16 protein-coding genes are annotated in these 16,297 nt (G+C 69.0%); 9 read left to right on the top strand and 7 right to left on the bottom strand.

Annotation, left to right across the window (positions count from 1 at the left end):
• The first annotated feature begins 157 nt into the window (after positions 1-157).
• Positions 158-520 carry an endonuclease domain-containing protein gene (locus tag HF203_RS10885; protein WP_062275670.1) on the top strand — a complete coding sequence of 121 codons (363 nt, stop codon included), beginning with the start codon at positions 158-160 and terminating at the stop codon, positions 518-520.
• 86 nt (positions 521-606) lie between these two features.
• Here HF203_RS10885 and murI read toward each other — a convergent pair whose 3' ends face one another.
• The 3 genes from murI to HF203_RS10870 form a co-directional block, all read right to left on the bottom strand.
• Positions 607-1,440, bottom strand: a complete 834-nt coding sequence (murI, locus tag HF203_RS10880; protein ID WP_168669563.1) for a glutamate racemase — start codon at positions 1,438-1,440, stop codon at positions 607-609.
• Positions 1,441-1,773: 333 nt separating this feature from the next.
• The gene (xthA, locus tag HF203_RS10875; protein WP_168669561.1) at positions 1,774-2,592 is read right to left on the bottom strand and encodes an exodeoxyribonuclease III; all 819 of its coding nucleotides are present in this window, start codon (positions 2,590-2,592) and stop codon (positions 1,774-1,776) included.
• Between the two features lies 1 nt (position 2,593).
• On the bottom strand, positions 2,594-2,911 hold the full coding sequence (locus HF203_RS10870; protein ID WP_168669559.1) for a hypothetical protein: 318 nt from the start codon (positions 2,909-2,911) through the stop codon (positions 2,594-2,596).
• A gap of 208 nt (positions 2,912-3,119) precedes the next feature.
• Between HF203_RS10870 and HF203_RS10865 the strand changes: the two genes are divergently transcribed.
• Together HF203_RS10865 and murU are read left to right on the top strand one after the other, a co-directional pair.
• Positions 3,120-4,877 carry a SulP family inorganic anion transporter gene (locus HF203_RS10865; protein ID WP_168669557.1) on the top strand — a complete coding sequence of 586 codons (1,758 nt, stop codon included), beginning with the start codon at positions 3,120-3,122 and terminating at the stop codon, positions 4,875-4,877.
• Positions 4,874-5,539 carry an N-acetylmuramate alpha-1-phosphate uridylyltransferase MurU gene (murU, locus tag HF203_RS10860; protein WP_168669555.1) on the top strand — a complete coding sequence of 222 codons (666 nt, stop codon included), beginning with the start codon at positions 4,874-4,876 and terminating at the stop codon, positions 5,537-5,539. Before HF203_RS10865 ends, murU begins: the two co-directional genes overlap by 4 nt.
• A 24-nt stretch (positions 5,540-5,563) precedes the next feature.
• Here murU and HF203_RS10855 read toward each other — a convergent pair whose 3' ends face one another.
• Complete coding sequence (locus HF203_RS10855; protein ID WP_168669553.1) at positions 5,564-6,109, bottom strand: cytochrome b; 546 nt, start codon at positions 6,107-6,109, stop codon at positions 5,564-5,566.
• 168 nt (positions 6,110-6,277) lie between these two features.
• A complete protein-coding gene (locus HF203_RS10850) occupies positions 6,278-7,282 on the bottom strand; it encodes an extracellular catalytic domain type 1 short-chain-length polyhydroxyalkanoate depolymerase (RefSeq protein ID WP_168669551.1) in 1,005 nt (334 codons plus the stop codon).
• Positions 7,283-7,637: 355 nt separating this feature from the next.
• Between HF203_RS10850 and moaA the strand changes: the two genes are divergently transcribed.
• Positions 7,638-8,660: a GTP 3',8-cyclase MoaA gene (moaA, locus tag HF203_RS10845; RefSeq protein WP_168669549.1), complete on the top strand. Its 1,023-nt coding sequence runs from the start codon at positions 7,638-7,640 to the stop codon at positions 8,658-8,660.
• A gap of 13 nt (positions 8,661-8,673) precedes the next feature.
• Here moaA and HF203_RS10840 read toward each other — a convergent pair whose 3' ends face one another.
• The gene (locus HF203_RS10840; protein ID WP_246221742.1) at positions 8,674-11,145 is read right to left on the bottom strand and encodes a diguanylate cyclase; all 2,472 of its coding nucleotides are present in this window, start codon (positions 11,143-11,145) and stop codon (positions 8,674-8,676) included.
• Positions 11,146-11,219: 74 nt separating this feature from the next.
• Between HF203_RS10840 and mobA the strand changes: the two genes are divergently transcribed.
• The 5 genes from mobA to HF203_RS10815 all read left to right on the top strand — a co-directional run bounded on the left by mobA (position 11,220) and on the right by HF203_RS10815 (position 15,273).
• Complete coding sequence (gene mobA / locus HF203_RS10835) at positions 11,220-11,834, top strand: molybdenum cofactor guanylyltransferase MobA (RefSeq protein WP_168669547.1); 615 nt, start codon at positions 11,220-11,222, stop codon at positions 11,832-11,834.
• Positions 11,835-12,076: 242 nt separating this feature from the next.
• Positions 12,077-12,550, top strand: a complete 474-nt coding sequence (locus tag HF203_RS10830) for an Hsp20 family protein (protein ID WP_168669545.1) — start codon at positions 12,077-12,079, stop codon at positions 12,548-12,550.
• A gap of 134 nt (positions 12,551-12,684) precedes the next feature.
• The gene (locus tag HF203_RS10825; RefSeq protein ID WP_168669543.1) at positions 12,685-14,043 is read left to right on the top strand and encodes a Do family serine endopeptidase; all 1,359 of its coding nucleotides are present in this window, start codon (positions 12,685-12,687) and stop codon (positions 14,041-14,043) included.
• Positions 14,044-14,047: 4 nt separating this feature from the next.
• Entirely contained in the window at positions 14,048-15,010 is a 963-nt protein-coding gene (locus tag HF203_RS10820; protein WP_168669540.1) for a DUF72 domain-containing protein, read from the top strand.
• Positions 15,007-15,273 carry a hypothetical protein gene (locus HF203_RS10815; protein ID WP_168669538.1) on the top strand — a complete coding sequence of 89 codons (267 nt, stop codon included), beginning with the start codon at positions 15,007-15,009 and terminating at the stop codon, positions 15,271-15,273. Before HF203_RS10820 ends, HF203_RS10815 begins: the two co-directional genes overlap by 4 nt.
• Before the next feature lie 6 nt (positions 15,274-15,279).
• Here HF203_RS10815 and galE read toward each other — a convergent pair whose 3' ends face one another.
• A complete protein-coding gene (galE, locus tag HF203_RS10810) occupies positions 15,280-16,293 on the bottom strand; it encodes a UDP-glucose 4-epimerase GalE (protein WP_168669536.1) in 1,014 nt (337 codons plus the stop codon).
• Between the last annotated feature and the right edge of the window lie 4 nt (positions 16,294-16,297).

Below are 16,297 nucleotides of genomic sequence, written 5' to 3'. Positions count from 1 at the left end.
TTAGGGGGGATTTCCCATCAAAAAAGTAAGGATACCCCCGACCATCCCCTCAACCTCCGAGCATCAACACAAAACTGGATTTCACGCGACGAGCAACCACCTTCTCCACAGGCCATGAACTGACGCCTTATTCAGCTAAGGGGCAGGAAGGTCGAGCTTGCAACCCTACAACAAGTCGCTCAAGCCCTTCTCCCGTCACCTCCGCAGCAACATGACCGAGGCCGAACAGGCGCTCTGGCAGCGGCTGCGTCGCAAACAGGTCCACGGTCTGCAGTTCTACCGACAAAAACCGCTGCTCGGCTTCATCGTCGATTTCTACTGCCCCAAGGCCGCACTGGTGATCGAGATCGACGGCGGTCAGCACCAAGTCCCCGAGCACAGGGCCAAGGATGCGAGACGCGATCAGGCGCTGGCCGATATCGGTCTGACCGTGCTGCGATTCGACAGCCGTCAGGCCCTGAACGAGACCGACGTCGTGTTGGAGACGATCCATCGCGCCATCGACCACGGCCCGACCTGAAGGACCCGAAGCGCAGGATTCAACTCCAGAAAGGAGGAGCCCGAAACAACCCCAACTGAAACCAGGGGTTGGGTGATTGGTCGCGCTCAAGCCCCCTCGCGCAGCAGCGCGACACCCGATTCGATCGGCTCCGGCAACGACGCCAACGGCGGCGCACCCGGCCACAGACGCGCGACCAGGGGAGCGACCCGCGCCAGCTCGCCACTGGTCCAGAAGCGCTCGCCGCCGACCCGACCGGGCGGGGCAAGCAGAGCGGCCTCGGCGAGCCGGCGGCGTACCTGACGCGCCACACCGGCCCCGGAGTCGAGTACCGCGACCTCCGACCCGGCGAGGCGTTCGATCAGCGGGCGCAGGTGCGGATAGTGGGTGCAGCCGAGCACCAGGGTATCGACACCTCGCTCGAGCAACGGCGCCAAGTAGCCCTCGAGCAGGGCACGGGTCAGCGGACCGTCGAGATCCCCCTGCTCGATGCGCTCGACCAGCCCGGGACAGGGTTGGGGGAGGACCTCGGCCTGCTCAGCGACACGGGCACGCAGCCGTGCGAAGTTAGCGCTGGCCAGAGTCTGACGGGTGGCGAGCACGCCGACACGACCACTGCGGGTGCGCGCGGCGGCGGGTTTGACCGCCGGCTCCATCGCCACCACCGGCAGCGCATGACGCGCCCGCAGCACCCGCGCCGCCACCCCGGTGGCAGTGTTGCAGGCGATCACGATCGCCTTCGCCCCCTGCCCGATCAGGAACTCGGCGACCGCCAGCGAGCGGGCCTCGATCGTCTCGGTCGGCTTGTCGCCATAGGGGGCGTGGGCGGAGTCGGCGACATAGAGTAGGTCCTCCCCGGGCAGCTCGCGCCGGATCTCGCGCAGCACCGACAGCCCGCCGACGCCGGAGTCGAATACGCCGATCGGTTGCTGTCGGATCATCCTGGAGTGGCCTGAGGAAGCGAAGAGTTGGTCGAGACCCGCACGAGTTTAGGCCGCGCCCGACGGCCTGACAATCGGTTGCGGCGCCGACCGCCAGGGGATTGAACCGCGCAGGGGCGGCCAGCGGCCAAGATTGAACCGCGAAGGCGCAAAGGGGAATAAGCCGTCAGCCGTCAGCCGTCAGCCGTCAGCCGTCAGCCGTCAGCGATCAGCCACCAGTGGGTGCAGACTCGCGCCGTCCATGGCCTCACGCCGACATCACACAGCGCTCACTTTGCGCCCTTCGCGCCTTCGCGGTTCAAATTCCTGGCGGCTGAAAGCGACCGACCGCCTCTAGCCCTCGAAGCTCGCCCAGACCGGGCAGTGGTCGGAGGGCTTCTCCATGGCGCGGATCTGGTAGTCGATGCCGGTCTCGATCAGGCGTTCGCGCAAGGGCGCGGTCACCAGCAGCTGGTCGATACGCAGTCCGCGCCTGGGGTCGCGCTCGAAGCCGCGCGAGCGATAGTCGAACCAACTGAAGGTATCGGCACTGGCAGGATGGAGCACGCGGTGGGCGTCGTGGAGCCCCCAGTCGGTAAGGGCACGGTGCCACTCGCGCTCCTCGGGCAGGAAGCTGCACTTACCGCTGCGCAGCCAGCGCTTGGCGTTGTCGGCGCCGATGCCGATGTCGAGGTCCGAGGGGGCGACGTTCATGTCGCCGAGCACCACCACCAGGTCAGCCGGCGAGAACTGGCCGCGCAGATAGTCGAGCAGCCCGGCATAGAAGCGCTGCTTGGCCGGAAACTTCAGCGGGTGATCGCGCGACTCGCCCTGCGGGAAGTAGCCGTTGATGACCGTGATCGGGGTGCCGTCAGACAGCGCGTAGCGTCCGGTGATCAGCCGCCGCTGGGCGTCCGGGGCGTCGCCCGGCAGCCCCTTGACCACCGCCAGCGGCTCGGCCTTGCTGAGCAGGGCGACGCCATAGTGTCCCTTCTGGCCGTGGAAGCGGGCGTGATACCCCAACCCCTCGACCGCCGCGCGCGGGAACTGCTCGTCGGCGACCTTGCACTCCTGCACCCCGACGATGTCGGGGTCATGCGCGTCTCTGAGCGCCTCGAGCTGGTGCTGACGGGCGCGGATACCATTGATGTTGAAGGAGACGATCTTGAACATCTCAGGCACCTCCCAGCACGTCGCGGGTCTCGCGCCCGCCGACCTCGACCCCGTGGGCATGGGCTCGACCCCAGGGCGTCACCCGCTCGGTCGGCGCCAGCGGCTCGACCTCGGGCAACGGACGTGCGGCGAGCGCCGCGCCGTGACCGAGCGCGCCGAGTGCCGCCCGCATCCCGTCGGCATAGCCACGGTCGTACCAGCACTGGGCCTCGTCGCAGCGCGCGCGATAGTCGGCGGTGTCGCGATAGAGCCGTTCGAGCAACGGCAACAGACGGGCCAGGACCTGCTCAGGCGGCAGGGCGACGACGGCATCGGACATGGGGGCGGGGACTCTCGCTGAACGACGGTGACAGGAATGACGAGGCTAGCACGGGCAGCGCTCACACCCAAACACCCGCCAGAGGCCGACCGCGCCGGGGGCAATTTTTCATCGCCACGGCACTCACTTAGAATGCAGCACGAGCCCGCCACCGGGGCGTTCACCCCCGAGCGCCCCGCCCCGCCAACCGTCACCCGAGGTCCCGCCGATGCCCCCATCCCCGCCCTCTCGCTGGTCCTGGTTGGCGCCCTTCATGGCTTGGCTCCCCGGCGTCAGCCCGGCCGAACTGCGCGCCGATCTCGTCGCCGCGCTCACCGGCGCTATCGTGGTGCTCCCCCAGGGCGTGGCCTTCGCCACCATCGCCGGGATGCCGCCGGAGTACGGGCTCTACGCCGGCATGGTGCCGGCAATCATCGCCGCGCTGTTCGGCTCCTCGCGCCACCTAGTCTCGGGGCCGACCACCGCCGCCTCGGTGGTGGTGTTCTCCTCGCTCTCGGTGATGGCGGTGCCGGGCACGCCGGACTATGTCGCCCTGGCGCTGACCCTGACCTTGATGGTCGGGGTGCTGGAGCTGGCGCTCGGACTCGCGCGCATGGGTGCGCTGGTCAACTTCATCTCGCACTCGGTGGTGATCGGCTTCACCGCCGCCGCCGCGGTGCTGATCGCTGCCAAGCAGCTCAAGCACTTCTTCGGCATCGAAATGGACAGCAGCGGTCACCTCCACGAGATCCTCTTCGAGTTCGCCCGCCATCTGCCCGAGATCAACCCCGCTGCCACCATCGTCGGTCTCGCCACCGTGCTGCTCGGGCTGGCCTGCCGCCGCTGGCTACCACGCATTCCTTTCATGATCGCGGCCATGCTCGGCGGCAGCCTGGTAGCGTTGGGGCTCGATCAGCTGTTCGGCGCAGCGCGCACCGGCATCGTCACCGTCGGCGCCCTACCCTCGACCTTGCCGCCGCTCTCGGCGCCTTCGCTGACCCTCGACCACATCCGCGAACTGGCGCCGGTGGCGCTGGCGGTGACCCTGTTCGCGCTCACCGAGGCGGTATCGATCGGGCGGGCGCTGGCCGCGCGCGGCGGCTATCGCATCGACGGCAACCAGGAGTTCATCGGCCAGGGGTTGTCGAACATCGCCGGCTCCTTCTTCTCCGGCTATGTCGCCACCGGCTCGTTCAACCGCAGCGCGGTCAACTACGAGGCCGGCGCGCGCACCCCGCTGGCGGCGATCCTCGCCGGCGTGCTGCTGATGGTGATCGTGGTGCTGGTGGCGCCGCTGGCGAGCTATCTACCCAAGGCGGCGATGGCCGGGGTGTTGTTCCTGGTCGCCTGGGGACTGATCGATCGCGCCGAGATCCGTCATATCCTCCACGCCTCCAGGCGCGAGACCGCAGTGCTCGCCGTCACCTTCTTCTCGGCGATCCTGCTCGAATTGGAGTTCGCGATCTTCGCCGGGGTGCTGCTGTCGCTGGTGCTCTATCTCGATCGCACCTCCAAACCGCTGATCCATACCCGTGTTCCCGACCCGCGCCTGGCCCACCGCGCCTTCTCCAGCGATCCGGAGCTGCCGCGCTGCCCGCAGCTGCACATCATGCGCGTCGATGGGTCGCTGTTCTTTGGCTCGGTGGCGCATGTCGAACAGGCCTTCGAGCAGCTGCGCCACCAGCACCCGGAGCGCAAACATCTGGCGCTGGTCTGCACCGGCATCAACTTCGTCGATTACCAGGGAGGACAGGCGCTGTTGCTGGAGGCACGGCGGCGGCGCGCCAACGGCGGCGGCATGTATCTGATCCACGTCAAACAAGGGCTGTGGGATGCGCTCGAGCGCTACGGCTGCTTCGACGACACCGAGGCACGCAACGTCTTCCAGTCCAAGACCGCGGCCATCCACGCCATCTACCAGAAGCTCGACAAGCGCGTCTGCGCCAACTGCGAGCAACGTATCTTCCAGGAGTGTCACCAACGATGAAGGCGATGATCCTCGCCGCCGGGCGCGGCACCCGCATGCGCCCACTGACCGACCACACCCCCAAGCCGCTGCTCGTGGCAGACGATCGACCGCTGATCGTCCACCACATCGAGCGCCTGGCCACCGCCGGCGTCCGCAAGCTGGTGATCAACCACGCCCATCTCGGCGAGCAGATCGAGCAGGCACTCGGCGACGGCCATCGCTTCGGGGTGGAAATCCGCTATTCGCCCGAGGAGACGGCCTTGGAGACCGGCGGCGGCATCCGCCGCGCCCTGCCATTGCTCGGCGACGACCCCTTCCTGGTGGTCAACGGCGATGTCTGGTGCGATCTCGAACCAGGCGCGCTGCGCCTCACCCCGGGTGACCTGGCACAGCTCGCACTGGTCGACAACCCGCTGCACCATCCCGAGGGCGACTTCGTACTCGATCATGGACGGGTGCGTACGACCGGCGCACCGCGCCTGACCTTCGCCGGGATCGGGCTCTATCACCCGGCGCTGTTCGCCGACCAGCCCGAGGGCGCCTTCCGCCTCGCCCCCCTACTGCGCGCGGCGATGGCCGCCGATCGGGTCGGCGGACTGCACCATCGCGGCCGCTGGTTCGACATCGGCACCCCGGAGCGCCTCGCCGCGCTCGACGTGCTGCTGCGCGCGAGCCACTGAGACACCCCGAGACGAGTCCGCCCCTTACCAGGGCAGCATGCGATGCAGCCCGTTATCGCGCCGGATGTACTGGTGCCAGAGCGCGGCGAGCACGTGCAGGGCGATGAGTGCATAGAAGCACAGCTCCATCAGCTCGCCATGACCCCACACCTTGGCAAAGTCGTGCACCGCCGGCATCTCACCGATCAGCGAGGGAACGGCGGTACCGAAGAAATCGGCCGGCAGATCCTTGGAGGCGATGCGCAGATAGCCCGAGATCGGCACCAGCAGGGTGGCGAGGTTGAGCAGCAGGTGGCCCAGGGTGGCCGCGGCGCGGCTCCAGGCCGGGGCGTCGAGCAACGCCGGCGGCGGCACCAGGCGGCGCCAGGCGATGCGCGCCAGGGTCAGGCCGAAGACCAGGATGCCGAGCGACATGTGCAGGTTCAGCCACATCATCCGCAGCTCGGACTCGCGCGGGGTGATCTCACGCATGGCGTTGCTGAGGAAGAGGCCAAGCAGCAGGATGGCGATGGCCCAGTGAAAGGCCTGGGCGACCAGGCCATAGCGCTGGAAGTCGGATGATTGAGTCAAGGTTGGAATCCTCTTGCGATTTGCGGGGGTGGACGCCGGAGACGAACCGGCGCCGACCTGGCTGGGACTGCCGACGGCCCACCGAGGATGGGGCTCGGCAGCCGAAATTTTGGCACGCCTCGCGGCACGAGACCACGCACCACCAACCGCTGCGGTCGTCGGCGGTACTCAGCGCGCGTGCGCGAGGAAGAAGCGGAGCATCTCGACACTGGCATCGGGGCCACGCGGCTCGGTGTAACTGGCCCCAGCGACACCTCCCGACCAGCCATGACCGGCGCCGTGCACCAACCACAGCTCGGCCTCGGCGCGCTCCCCCGTCGCCGGATAGCGGGTCCGGCTGAAGGCCAGCCCGGCCGCGGCGCGACCGCGCTCGATCTCGACCGAGCCCGTCATCACCCCGGCGCGGGCCTGGGCGATCAGCGCCAGGGCATTGGCTGGACTGACACGGGTATCGCGATCGCCATGGAAGATGATACTCGGGCAGGCCGATACCGGCCCGTGCACCGGCGGCGAGGCCCCTTGGCGCATCACCGTCATCGCCGAGATCAGGTCATGGGCACAGCCGGCGGGCAGTCCCGAGTGCACCCCGAGCGCGACATAGCGCTCCGGGTAGGCCGCCGCCAGGGTCGCGGCCATCGCCCCCCCGGCCGAGAGTCCAGCGACATAGGTCCGGCGGTCATCGAGTCCGTGGGCCATCATCACCGCCTCGGTCATCCCCGCGAGGATGGCGCACTCGCCGCGGTCGCGTCCCTGATCGGCCGGCTCGTACCAGTTCCAGCAACTGGCACCATTGGCCTCCACGCTCTGCGCCGGATAGAGCGTCGCCAGCCCCTCGGCGGCGGCATACTGATGCATCCGGGTGCCGGCGGCGAAGTCCTCCGGGCCCTGGCCGCAACCGTGCAACATCACCACCAGGCCATCGGCGCACTCGGGCAGGTAGAGTCGATAGCGGCGCGCGCCGGCGGCATTGGCGAAGGTGTTCTCGATCCAGCGCCCTGCCACCGCTGTGGTGGGCGTGCGTTCGACCCGCTGAGACTCGGCCTCGATCACCCGTGGCGCATCGTCCCCGACCAACCCCATGGCGCGCTGAACCAATACGGTCGCCTCGGCCACTCGTCCGGCCTGGGTAAGACGCGCGGCCTCCTGCATCGCCGACTTGAAGGAATCTGACATAGAGTGAGTCACCTGCTCTGCTGCGTTCCACGCGCGCCACTCGCGTGACTGGATCGCCCCGTGCGGGGCACACAAACCGATCGAGGCTAGAGTAAGGCTGGCGCAACCGTCAACGCGTGCGGCCACGCCGTCTGCAAACCGCAGACCATCCCGACGCCTTGCCGAGGCAAGGCACCGATCCACTCGTCAAAGGCACACGAGCGAGACCCGGGCACGACGGCGCGCGCCGATCGCCGAGAAGCACCCTCGGCAGCACACATCAATCCCCCAAATGGCTGGGTTGCCGTACACGCCGTGAGCTGCAACAGTAGCCCCGCCCCGCTATGAGGGGTGTCGGATCCACGAGGAGGGCCGCATGAACCGATCGCACCCGCCCGAGACCACCGAACGCGCCATGCTCATCGATCCCTTCGGGCGGCGCATCGACTACGTCCGGCTCTCGATCACCGACCGCTGTAACCTGCGCTGCCTCTACTGCATGCCCGAGCGCCAGCGATTCCTGCCGCGCGCGCAATTGCTCACGCTCGAGGAGATCGCCCGACTGGGGCGCTGCTTCAGCGAGCTGGGCGTGACCCGGGTGCGGGTCACCGGGGGTGAGCCCTTGGTACGCCGCAACGCGCTGTGGTTGTTCGAACGTCTCGGCGAGCTAGCGGGGATACGCGACCTCACCCTCACCACCAACGCCACCCGGCTCGCCCCCCTCGCCCCGGCACTGGTCCGCGCCGGGGTGCGACGCGTCAACATCAGCCTCGACACCCTGCGACCGGCGCGCTTTCACCACCTCACTCGCGGCGGCCGACTCGACACCACGCTCGCCGGTATCGATGCGGCACTTGCCGCCGGTTTCCAGCGGGTGAGCCTCAACAGCGTGATCCTCACCGGCTACAACCACGACGAGGTCTGCGACCTGGTGGCCTTCGCCATCGATCGCGGCATCGACATCCGCTTCATCGAGGAGATGCCCCTCGGCGTACTCGCGGGGCGCGAGCGCGCCCCGCGACACTGCCCGAGCGAGACGATCCGCAATGCGCTGGAGCGCCATCACCGCCTGCTCCCCAGTACCGCGCACGAGGGCGGACCGGCCCGTTACTTCCTGATCGCCGGCACCGCCAGCCGGGTCGGTTTCATCTCGCCCCACAGCCACGACTTCTGCGCCGAGTGCAACCGGGTGCGGGTGACCACCGCCGGCCGGCTGCTGCTCTGCCTCGGTCAGACGCACTCGGTCGACCTGCGCCGGGTGCTGCGCGCGCACCCCGACGACGACCAACCGGTCAGGCGCGCGATCGTCGCGGCGATGGCGCTCAAGCCGCGAGGGCACGCCTTCTCCCTGGTCGAGCCACCACGGATCCTGCGCCACATGAATCACAGCGGCGGCTGAGCGACGGCGGCGCTCAGCCGGCCAGGTGATCGGACGCGGGGACGGCGACCTCGACCCGATCGCGACCCCCGTGCTTGGCCCGATAGAGCGCGGCATCGGCCTGGGCGATCAAGGTCTCCTGATCGGCGGCCAGTCGCGGAAAGGCCGCCACCCCGATCGAGAGGGTGATCGACGAGCCGCCCTCGTCGAGATCGAATGACTGGGCACCGACCCGACGCCGTAAGGTCTCGGCGCGCACCCGGCCCTGCTCGAGATCGGTGTTGGGCAGCACGATCAAGAACTCCTCCCCACCATAGCGACAGATCAGGTCGAACTCGCGAAAGCACTCGCGCAGGATCTCGGCCAGCGCGCTCAGCACCCGATCCCCGGCCGGATGCCCCCAGCCGTCGTTGATGCGTTTGAAGTGATCGATATCGACCATCAGCACCACGAGCGTGGCGCACTCGCGATCCATCCGCGCCAACTCGCGCCCCAGGGCATCGTCGAGATAGCGACGGTTGTAGAGCCCGGTGAGCGGATCACGCATCGCCTGTTCGGCCAGCTCGCGTTGCAGCGCACCGATCTTCTCGAGGTTCTCGCGCAGGCGCTGATTGGCCGCACGCAACGCCCGCTCCATCGCCCGCTGGGTGCTGATATCGCGCTTGATGGCGATGAACCGCTCGATCTCATCGTGCTCGTTGAGCACCGGCGAGATGGTCATCTCCTCCTCGTAGCACTCGCCATCGCGACGTCGGTTGACCAGCTCACCCCGCCACACCCGCCCGGCGCGAATGGTCTGCCACATCGCATCGTAGAAGGCCCGGTCGTGCTGACCGCTCTTGAGTACCCGCATATGCAACCGCTCACCGCGCTCCAGACGATAGCCGGTCTGACGGGTGAAGGCCGGGTTGGCGTAGAGCAGATAGCCCTCGGGGTCGGTGATCACGACCGCATCGGCGGCGGCCTCGATCGCCACGGCGCGGCTCCGCAACCGCGCCTCCAGGGTCTTGCGCGCGGTGATATCACGGGTGATACCGAGCACCTTGGCGGGACGCCCACTGGCGTCGAGCAGCAACGAGGTCACCACCTCGGTGCGCACGGTCGTGCCGTCCTTGCACGGCTGCTCGATCTCGGTGAGGGCAAACAGCCCCTCGCTGTCGCCGTCGGCAAGGCGCTGCACCCCTTCCTCCAACCGCCGCCGCAATCGCGCCGCCGAGGTCGCGGTGAGCGAGGCATCGATCGGCTGGGCCATCACCTCCTCCGGGGTGAAGCCACGCAAGCGTTGCACCGAGGGGCTGACATAGTCGAAGCGCCAGCGCTCGAGGTCGAGCATCCAGATCACATCGCCGCTGTTCTCGGTGAGTAGCCGATGCAGCGCCTCGCTCTCGGCCAGGCGCCGATGATCGGCCTTGCGTTGCGCGATCTCGCTGCGCAGCTGCCGGTTGAGGCTGTGCACCCGCCAGCTCAACAGCGCCAGCAGGGCGGCGACCAGGAGCGCCCCGGTCAGCGCCAGCACCACGCGGGGGTCGATATTGCGGATCTCGGGGGCATAGACGAAGCCGTCGAGCGAAACGTCCTCGGGCAGCATCCCCAAGGCCGCGTAGACACCGGCGATATGCTGCCAGCGACTGGGGTTGACGTGACCAAGCTCGATCACCTCGGGCTGGATCAGGCGCCGGGTCTCGCGCGCCTCGAAGCGATAGAAATCGGCATCGAAGCCCTGGGTGTTGTACTCGGCGAGGATCAGCGCGATCGCCTGCTCCGGGTCGCGCAGCGCCGCCTCCCAGCCAGCGAGACTGGCGGCGACGAAATCCCGTACCAGCTGCGGCCGGTCACGCACCAGCGCGGCGCTGGTGAAGAGCATGTCACCATAGAGATCGATCCCGTGATCGCGCGCCGAGAGCATGCGCGGCTCCACCCCGGCCCGGCGCAACCAATAGGGCTCGGTGGTGGAATAGGCCGCGATGGCCTCGACCTCGCCGGCGAGGAGGGCGGCGACGGCATCGTGATAATCACGGACCTCGAGCGCGGTGGCGGCGATCCCGAGGCGCTGGAAGAGCGCGCGGATCTCGGCGGCACCGGTATCGAGCATCACCGACGCGCGCGCCAGCCGTGCCGGCGATGAGACCTCGTCCAGGGTCAGCAACACATAGGGGGAGTGCTGGAAGATCGGCGCCAGCGCCACCACCGGCGCCTGCTGGCGCGCCAGCAGCAGGTCACTGGCCGCGACCCCGAAGTGCGCGCCACCGGAGACCACGGCGGCGATCGTGTCGACTGCGGGACCGCCCTCGAGGAACTGCACCTCGAGACCACGGTCTCGATAGAATCCGAGATGCTCGGCCATGTAATAGCCGGCGAACTGGAACTGGTGGCGCCACTTCAGTTGCAGCCTCACCGGTTCGGCGACGACCGACACCGGGCCGGCCATCAGCAGCACCAACAACAGCAGCACCGTACCGCCACCAGCGACCGGCGCACCACCCGCGGCTGACCGGCTGGCGCTCATGGACACCTCGTCGTTGTCGATCGGGCCGGTCGCGCACCCGGTTGCGGCATAGACTCCATCCAAGGACAGCAGCCATGCCCCACACTCACCCCGAGGTCACCGGGGTCATCCTCGCTGGCGGACGCGCGCGGCGCCTCGGCGGACAGGACAAGGGCCTGCTCGAGGTCGCCGGCCGGCCGCTGATCGCCTGGGCGATCACGGCGCTGCGCCCCCAGGTCGACCGATTGCTGATCTGCGCCAATCGCAACATCGAGCGCTATGCCGATTATGGTCACCCGGTGATCCGCGACCCCCTCCCCGATTATCCAGGACCGCTTGCCGGCATCCTCGGGGCGATGCGCGCGGTCTCGACCGACTGGATCCTCACCCTGCCCTGCGACGACCCGGCACCGCCGCCCGACCTACATGCACGACTGCGTATGGCGCTGGAGACACAGCACGCCACGCTCGCCTGCGCCAACGACGGGAGCCGCCTGCAACCGCTGCACGCACTCCTACCAGTGGCCCTGGCGACGGACCTGGAGGCATACCTCGACAGCGGTGAACGGCGACTCACCACCTGGCTGGCCAGACACCGGATCGCACACGCTGTCTACAATGCCGCCAGCTGGCCGGTTCTCAACATCAACACCCCACGACAGCGTGCCCAGGCCGAACACCATCTCCGCCATAGTCGACGGTCTCCATGACCGCCAGGACGGATGAATCCCGCCCTATTGGAACAATAGGCAACGGCCCCCAAATGATCGTCGCACCGGTCACTGGACAGCGAGGACGAGTTGACATAAAAAATCACTCATCCCCTCTTGACATCCCGACGACCTGATCCTACTTTACATAACGCAGGCGCTCATCAGAGGTCTGCAACGCCAGAACCGGGCGGTTCCACAGAACGCCCGATCCCATATTGCTCAACCAAGAGGATATGCACATGACGACCATCGACTTCTCCCCGCTGCTGCGTTCCATGATCGGCTTCGATCGCATGACCTCCGCGCTCGAGAACGCCTATCACTCGGAGCCCGGCGGCTATCCCCCCTACAACATCGAACGGCGCGGCGAAAACGACTACCGCATCACCATGGCGGTGGCCGGCTTCTCCGAGCAGGACCTCGGGCTCGAGGTCAAGGAGAACATCCTCACCGTCTCGGGATCGCGCCCGGAGCAGGCCGAAGAGCCCGGCGAGTACCTCTATCGCGGGATCGCCAACCGCAGCTTCGAGCGCAAGTTCCAGCTCGCCGAGTACGTGCGGGTGCTGGATGCACGACTGGAGAACGGCCTGCTCCACATCGAGCTGCGCCGTGAGATCCCCGAGGCGATGAAGCCGCGCAGGATCGCCATCCGTGGCGCCGAGGGCGAGCGCTATCTCGCCGACCAGGGGGCCGATAAGGTCGAGGCCGCCTGACACCGGTGATGGCCCGCCCGGGCCATGAGCCGGACCACGGACCGGGCACACGCCCGGTCCGTGCCGTTTCTCCAAGGCGCGCCCGGCCGGGTGTGTCCCCCGCTTCGCGTATCCCGAGGACTTCGAGGCAACCGATGAGGCGTTCCTCCGTATTCCCCCGTGTCGCGCTCGCGCTCGCGCTGCTCTGCGCCGCGCCACTCCCCCAGGCCGCACTACCGCTGGCCATTGACGGCCAGCCGCTGCCGAGCCTGGCGCCGATGCTCGAGCGGGTGCTGCCGGCGGTGGTCAACATCTCCACCGTCACCGAGATCGAGACCGCCGACCACCCGCTGCTGCGCGACCCCTTCTTCCGTCGCTTCTTCGACCTGCCGCGCGAGCGCAAGCGCGAGAGCAACAGCCTCGGCTCGGGGGTGATCGTCGACGCCCGCCGCGGGCTGGTACTGACCAACCACCACGTCATCGACAAGGCCGACCAGATCCGCGTCACCCTGCAGGACGGGCGCGCGCTCGAGGCCAGCCTGATCGGCACCGACCCCGAGACCGACATCGCGGTGCTGGAGATCCCCGCCGAGGGGCTCAGCGCCCTGCCCTTCGCCGCCGCCGACGCCCTCGCCGTCGGCGACTTCGTGGTCGCCATCGGCAACCCCTTCGGGCTGCGCCAGACGGTGACCTCGGGGATCGTCAGCGGGCTGGGGCGCTCCGGGCTCGGCATCGAGGGCTACGAGAACTTCATCCAGACCGATGCCTCGATCAACCCCGGCAACTCCGGCGGCCCCCTGGTCAACCTGCGTGGCGAGCTGATCGGCATCAACACCGCCATCCTCGCCCCCGGCGGCGGCAACATCGGCATCGGCTTCGCCATCCCGGTGGACATGGCGCGCGCGATCATGACCCAGCTCGTCGAGCACGGCGAGATGCGCCGCGGCCAATTCGGCGCGGCGGTGCAGAACCTCGATCACGCCCTGGCCGCCGCGCTCGGACTCGAGCGCCGTGCCGGCGCCGTGGTCACCCGCATCGAGCCCGATTCGGCCGCCGCCGCGGCCGGGCTGCAGGTCGGCGACGTCATCCTCGGCGTCAACGACGAGCCGATCGCCAACGCCAGCGACGTCCGCAACCGCTTCGGCGTACTGCGAGTCGGCAGCCGGGTCGCGCTCGACATCGTCCGCGACGGCCACGCGCTGCGCCTGAGCGGGCTGATCGCCGACCCCTACCGCGACTACCTCCCCGGCGCGCGCATCGACGAGGCCCTCGCCGGCGCACTGATCGGTGCCTTCGATCGCAGCGGCGGCGTCCCCGGGCTGCCGGTGGGCAGGGTCGAGCCCGACTCGCCGGCCTGGGCGGCGGGGCTGCGCGAGGGCGATCGCATCCTCAACGCCAACGGCGTGCGCATCGACGGACTGCGCACCCTGGCGCGAGCGCTACGCCGTGCCGGCGGGCTCTACAGCCTCGGCCTGCAACGCGGCGACGAGCTGGTGCGCCTGTCACGGCGCTGAGACCATGACCGAGCAGCTCGACCTGTTCGGCGCCCCGAACGCGGCCGAGAGCGTCGCCCCGGCCGCCCGGCCCCGACCCGCGCGGCCACTGCCGGCGGGGTTGCGCCTCGGCACCTCGTCCTGGTCCTTCCCCGGCTGGGACGGACTGGTCTATGCCGGCACCCACACCAGCAGCCGGCTCTCGCGCCACGGGCTCGGCGCCTATGCCGCCCACCCCTGGCATCGCACCGTCGGCGTCGACAGCGGCTATCACGCGCCACTGCCGAGTACGCGACTGGCAGGCTATGCCGAGCAGGTGCCAACCGACTTCCGCTTCCTGGTCAAGGCCCCGGCGCTGATCACCGACCCCTTCGAGCGTGGCAGCGGCGGGGTCCCCCAGGCCGCCAACCCCGGCTTCCTCGACCCGACGCGCACCACCGAGCTGGCCGTCGCCCCCTTCGTCGAGGGGCTCGGCGACCGCGCCGGGGTGCTGCTGTTCCAGTTCCCACCGCTCGGGCGCGCCCTCGCCGAGCAACCACGCCGCTTCGCCGAGGCGCTCTACCGCTTCCTCCACCGCCTGCCGCAGGGCCCCTGCTATGCCGTCGAGGTGCGCGATCGCGGCCTGCTCACCCGCGATCTCGCCGAGGCGCTGCGTCACGGCGGCGCCCGTCCGGTCCATGCCCTGCACCCGCGCCTCCCCGACCTCGCCGCGCAACAGCAATGCTTCGCCGACCAACCGCCAGGCCCGGTGGTGATCCGCTGGATGCTCCACACCGGGTTCGGCTACGAGGCCGCACGCCGGCGCTATGCCCCCTTCGACCGCCTGCATGATCCCGACCCGGCCAGCCGTGCCGCGATCGCCCGGCTGGCGCGCGCGGCACTCGACGCCGGCGAGTCGGTCTATGTGATCGTCAACAACAAGGCCGAGGGTTGCGCCCCGCTGAGCCTGGAGGCGCTGGGGGCGGAGATCCTGGGAGGGGAAGGATGAGAAGGCGACTTGACCCGATCCTGGTGGTACTGGCGCTCGGTCTCGGCGCCCCCAGCGCGATCGCCGGGGTGGACCCGCTGATCGAGGACGCGCCGGCGCCGCGACAGGACAAGCACTACAGCACCCGCCCGAGCCAGCGCCAGCCGGCACCGCCGCCGTTGATCATGCCGCCGCCGCAGATTGAGGTGCTGGTGCCGATGCGCCCACCGCCGCAGCCCTGGCCACCACGCCCCTGGCCCCGGCCCTGGCCGCCACGGCGCTGACCGCCCTCAGGCATAGCCCTCGGGGTTGTCGGACTGCCAGCGCCAGGCATCCCCGACCATGGCGTCGATATCGAGCGCGGCCTCCCAGTCGAGCAGCGCACGGGCGCGGCCGGGGTCGGCGTAACAGGTGGCGATGTCGCCGGGACGGCGGGCGACGATCTCGTAGGGCACCGCACGCCCGCTGACCCGCTCGAAGGCGGCGACCATCTCCAGCACGCTGTAGCCGCGTCCGGTGCCGAGGTTGATCGCCTCGACCCCGGGGCGCACCTCGCGCAACCGGCGCAGCGCGGCGAGATGACCGCGCGCGAGGTCGACGACATGGATGTAGTCGCGCACCCCGGTGCCATCGGCGGTGGGGTAATCGTCGCCGAACACCTGCAGCCGGGGGCGGCGCCCGATCGCGACCTGGGCGACATAGGGCATGAGGTTGTTGGGGATGCCGCGCGGGTCCTCGCCGATACGCCCGCTCGGGTGCGCCCCGACCGGATTGAAGTAGCGCAACAACGCCAGGTTCCAGCGCGGGTCGGCACGATGCAGGTCGCCGAGCATCTGCTCGATGAAGAGCTTGGAGCGCCCATAGGGGTTGGTCGCCGAGCACGGAAAGTCCTCGGTGATCGGCACCCGCTCCGGGTCGCCGTAGACGGTGGCCGAGGAGCTGAACACCAGGTCGCGCACCCCGGCCTCGGCCATCACCTCACAGAGCGTGAGGGTGGCGCCGAGGTTGTTGTCGTAGTAGCGCAGCGGCTGCTCGACCGACTCGCCGACGGCCTTGAGCCCGGCGAAGTGGATCACCGCCTCGATCGGCGCGGCGGCGAACACCGCGGCGAGCGCGGCGCGATCACGCAGATCGATGGCGTGAAACTCAACTGCGCGGCCGGTGATCTCCGCCACACGCTGCAGCGAGACCTCGCGACTGTTGCTGAGGTTGTCGACGACCACGACCTCGATGCCGGCTTCGAGCAGCTCGACACAGGTATGACTGCCGATATAACCGGCACCGCCGGTGACCAGAACACGCATCCGT

The organism is Marichromatium bheemlicum (assembly GCF_012276755.1).
In the GTDB taxonomy this organism is placed as follows: Bacteria; Pseudomonadota; Gammaproteobacteria; order Chromatiales; family Chromatiaceae; genus Marichromatium; species Marichromatium bheemlicum.
Note: the sequence above shows the minus strand (reverse complement) of the source record. Positions and strands in the feature narration are given on the sequence as shown.

Coding starts and splice junctions, on each gene's coding strand:
- murI (WP_168669563.1), bottom strand. CDS start 1,440: ATGATCCGACAGCAACCGATCGGCGTATTCGACTCCGGCGTCGGCGGG.
- xthA (WP_168669561.1), bottom strand. CDS start 2,592: ATGTTCAAGATCGTCTCCTTCAACATCAATGGTATCCGCGCCCGTCAG.
- HF203_RS10870 (WP_168669559.1), bottom strand. CDS start 2,911: ATGTCCGATGCCGTCGTCGCCCTGCCGCCTGAGCAGGTCCTGGCCCGT.
- HF203_RS10865 (WP_168669557.1), top strand. CDS start 3,120: ATGCCCCCATCCCCGCCCTCTCGCTGGTCCTGGTTGGCGCCCTTCATG.
- murU (WP_168669555.1), top strand. CDS start 4,874: ATGAAGGCGATGATCCTCGCCGCCGGGCGCGGCACCCGCATGCGCCCA.
- HF203_RS10850 (WP_168669551.1), bottom strand. CDS start 7,282: ATGTCAGATTCCTTCAAGTCGGCGATGCAGGAGGCCGCGCGTCTTACC.
- moaA (WP_168669549.1), top strand. CDS start 7,638: ATGAACCGATCGCACCCGCCCGAGACCACCGAACGCGCCATGCTCATC.
- HF203_RS10840 (WP_246221742.1), bottom strand. CDS start 11,145: ATGAGCGCCAGCCGGTCAGCCGCGGGTGGTGCGCCGGTCGCTGGTGGC.
- mobA (WP_168669547.1), top strand. CDS start 11,220: ATGCCCCACACTCACCCCGAGGTCACCGGGGTCATCCTCGCTGGCGGA.
- HF203_RS10830 (WP_168669545.1), top strand. CDS start 12,077: ATGACGACCATCGACTTCTCCCCGCTGCTGCGTTCCATGATCGGCTTC.
- HF203_RS10825 (WP_168669543.1), top strand. CDS start 12,685: ATGAGGCGTTCCTCCGTATTCCCCCGTGTCGCGCTCGCGCTCGCGCTG.
- HF203_RS10820 (WP_168669540.1), top strand. CDS start 14,048: ATGACCGAGCAGCTCGACCTGTTCGGCGCCCCGAACGCGGCCGAGAGC.
- HF203_RS10815 (WP_168669538.1), top strand. CDS start 15,007: ATGAGAAGGCGACTTGACCCGATCCTGGTGGTACTGGCGCTCGGTCTC.
- galE (WP_168669536.1), bottom strand. CDS start 16,293: ATGCGTGTTCTGGTCACCGGCGGTGCCGGTTATATCGGCAGTCATACC.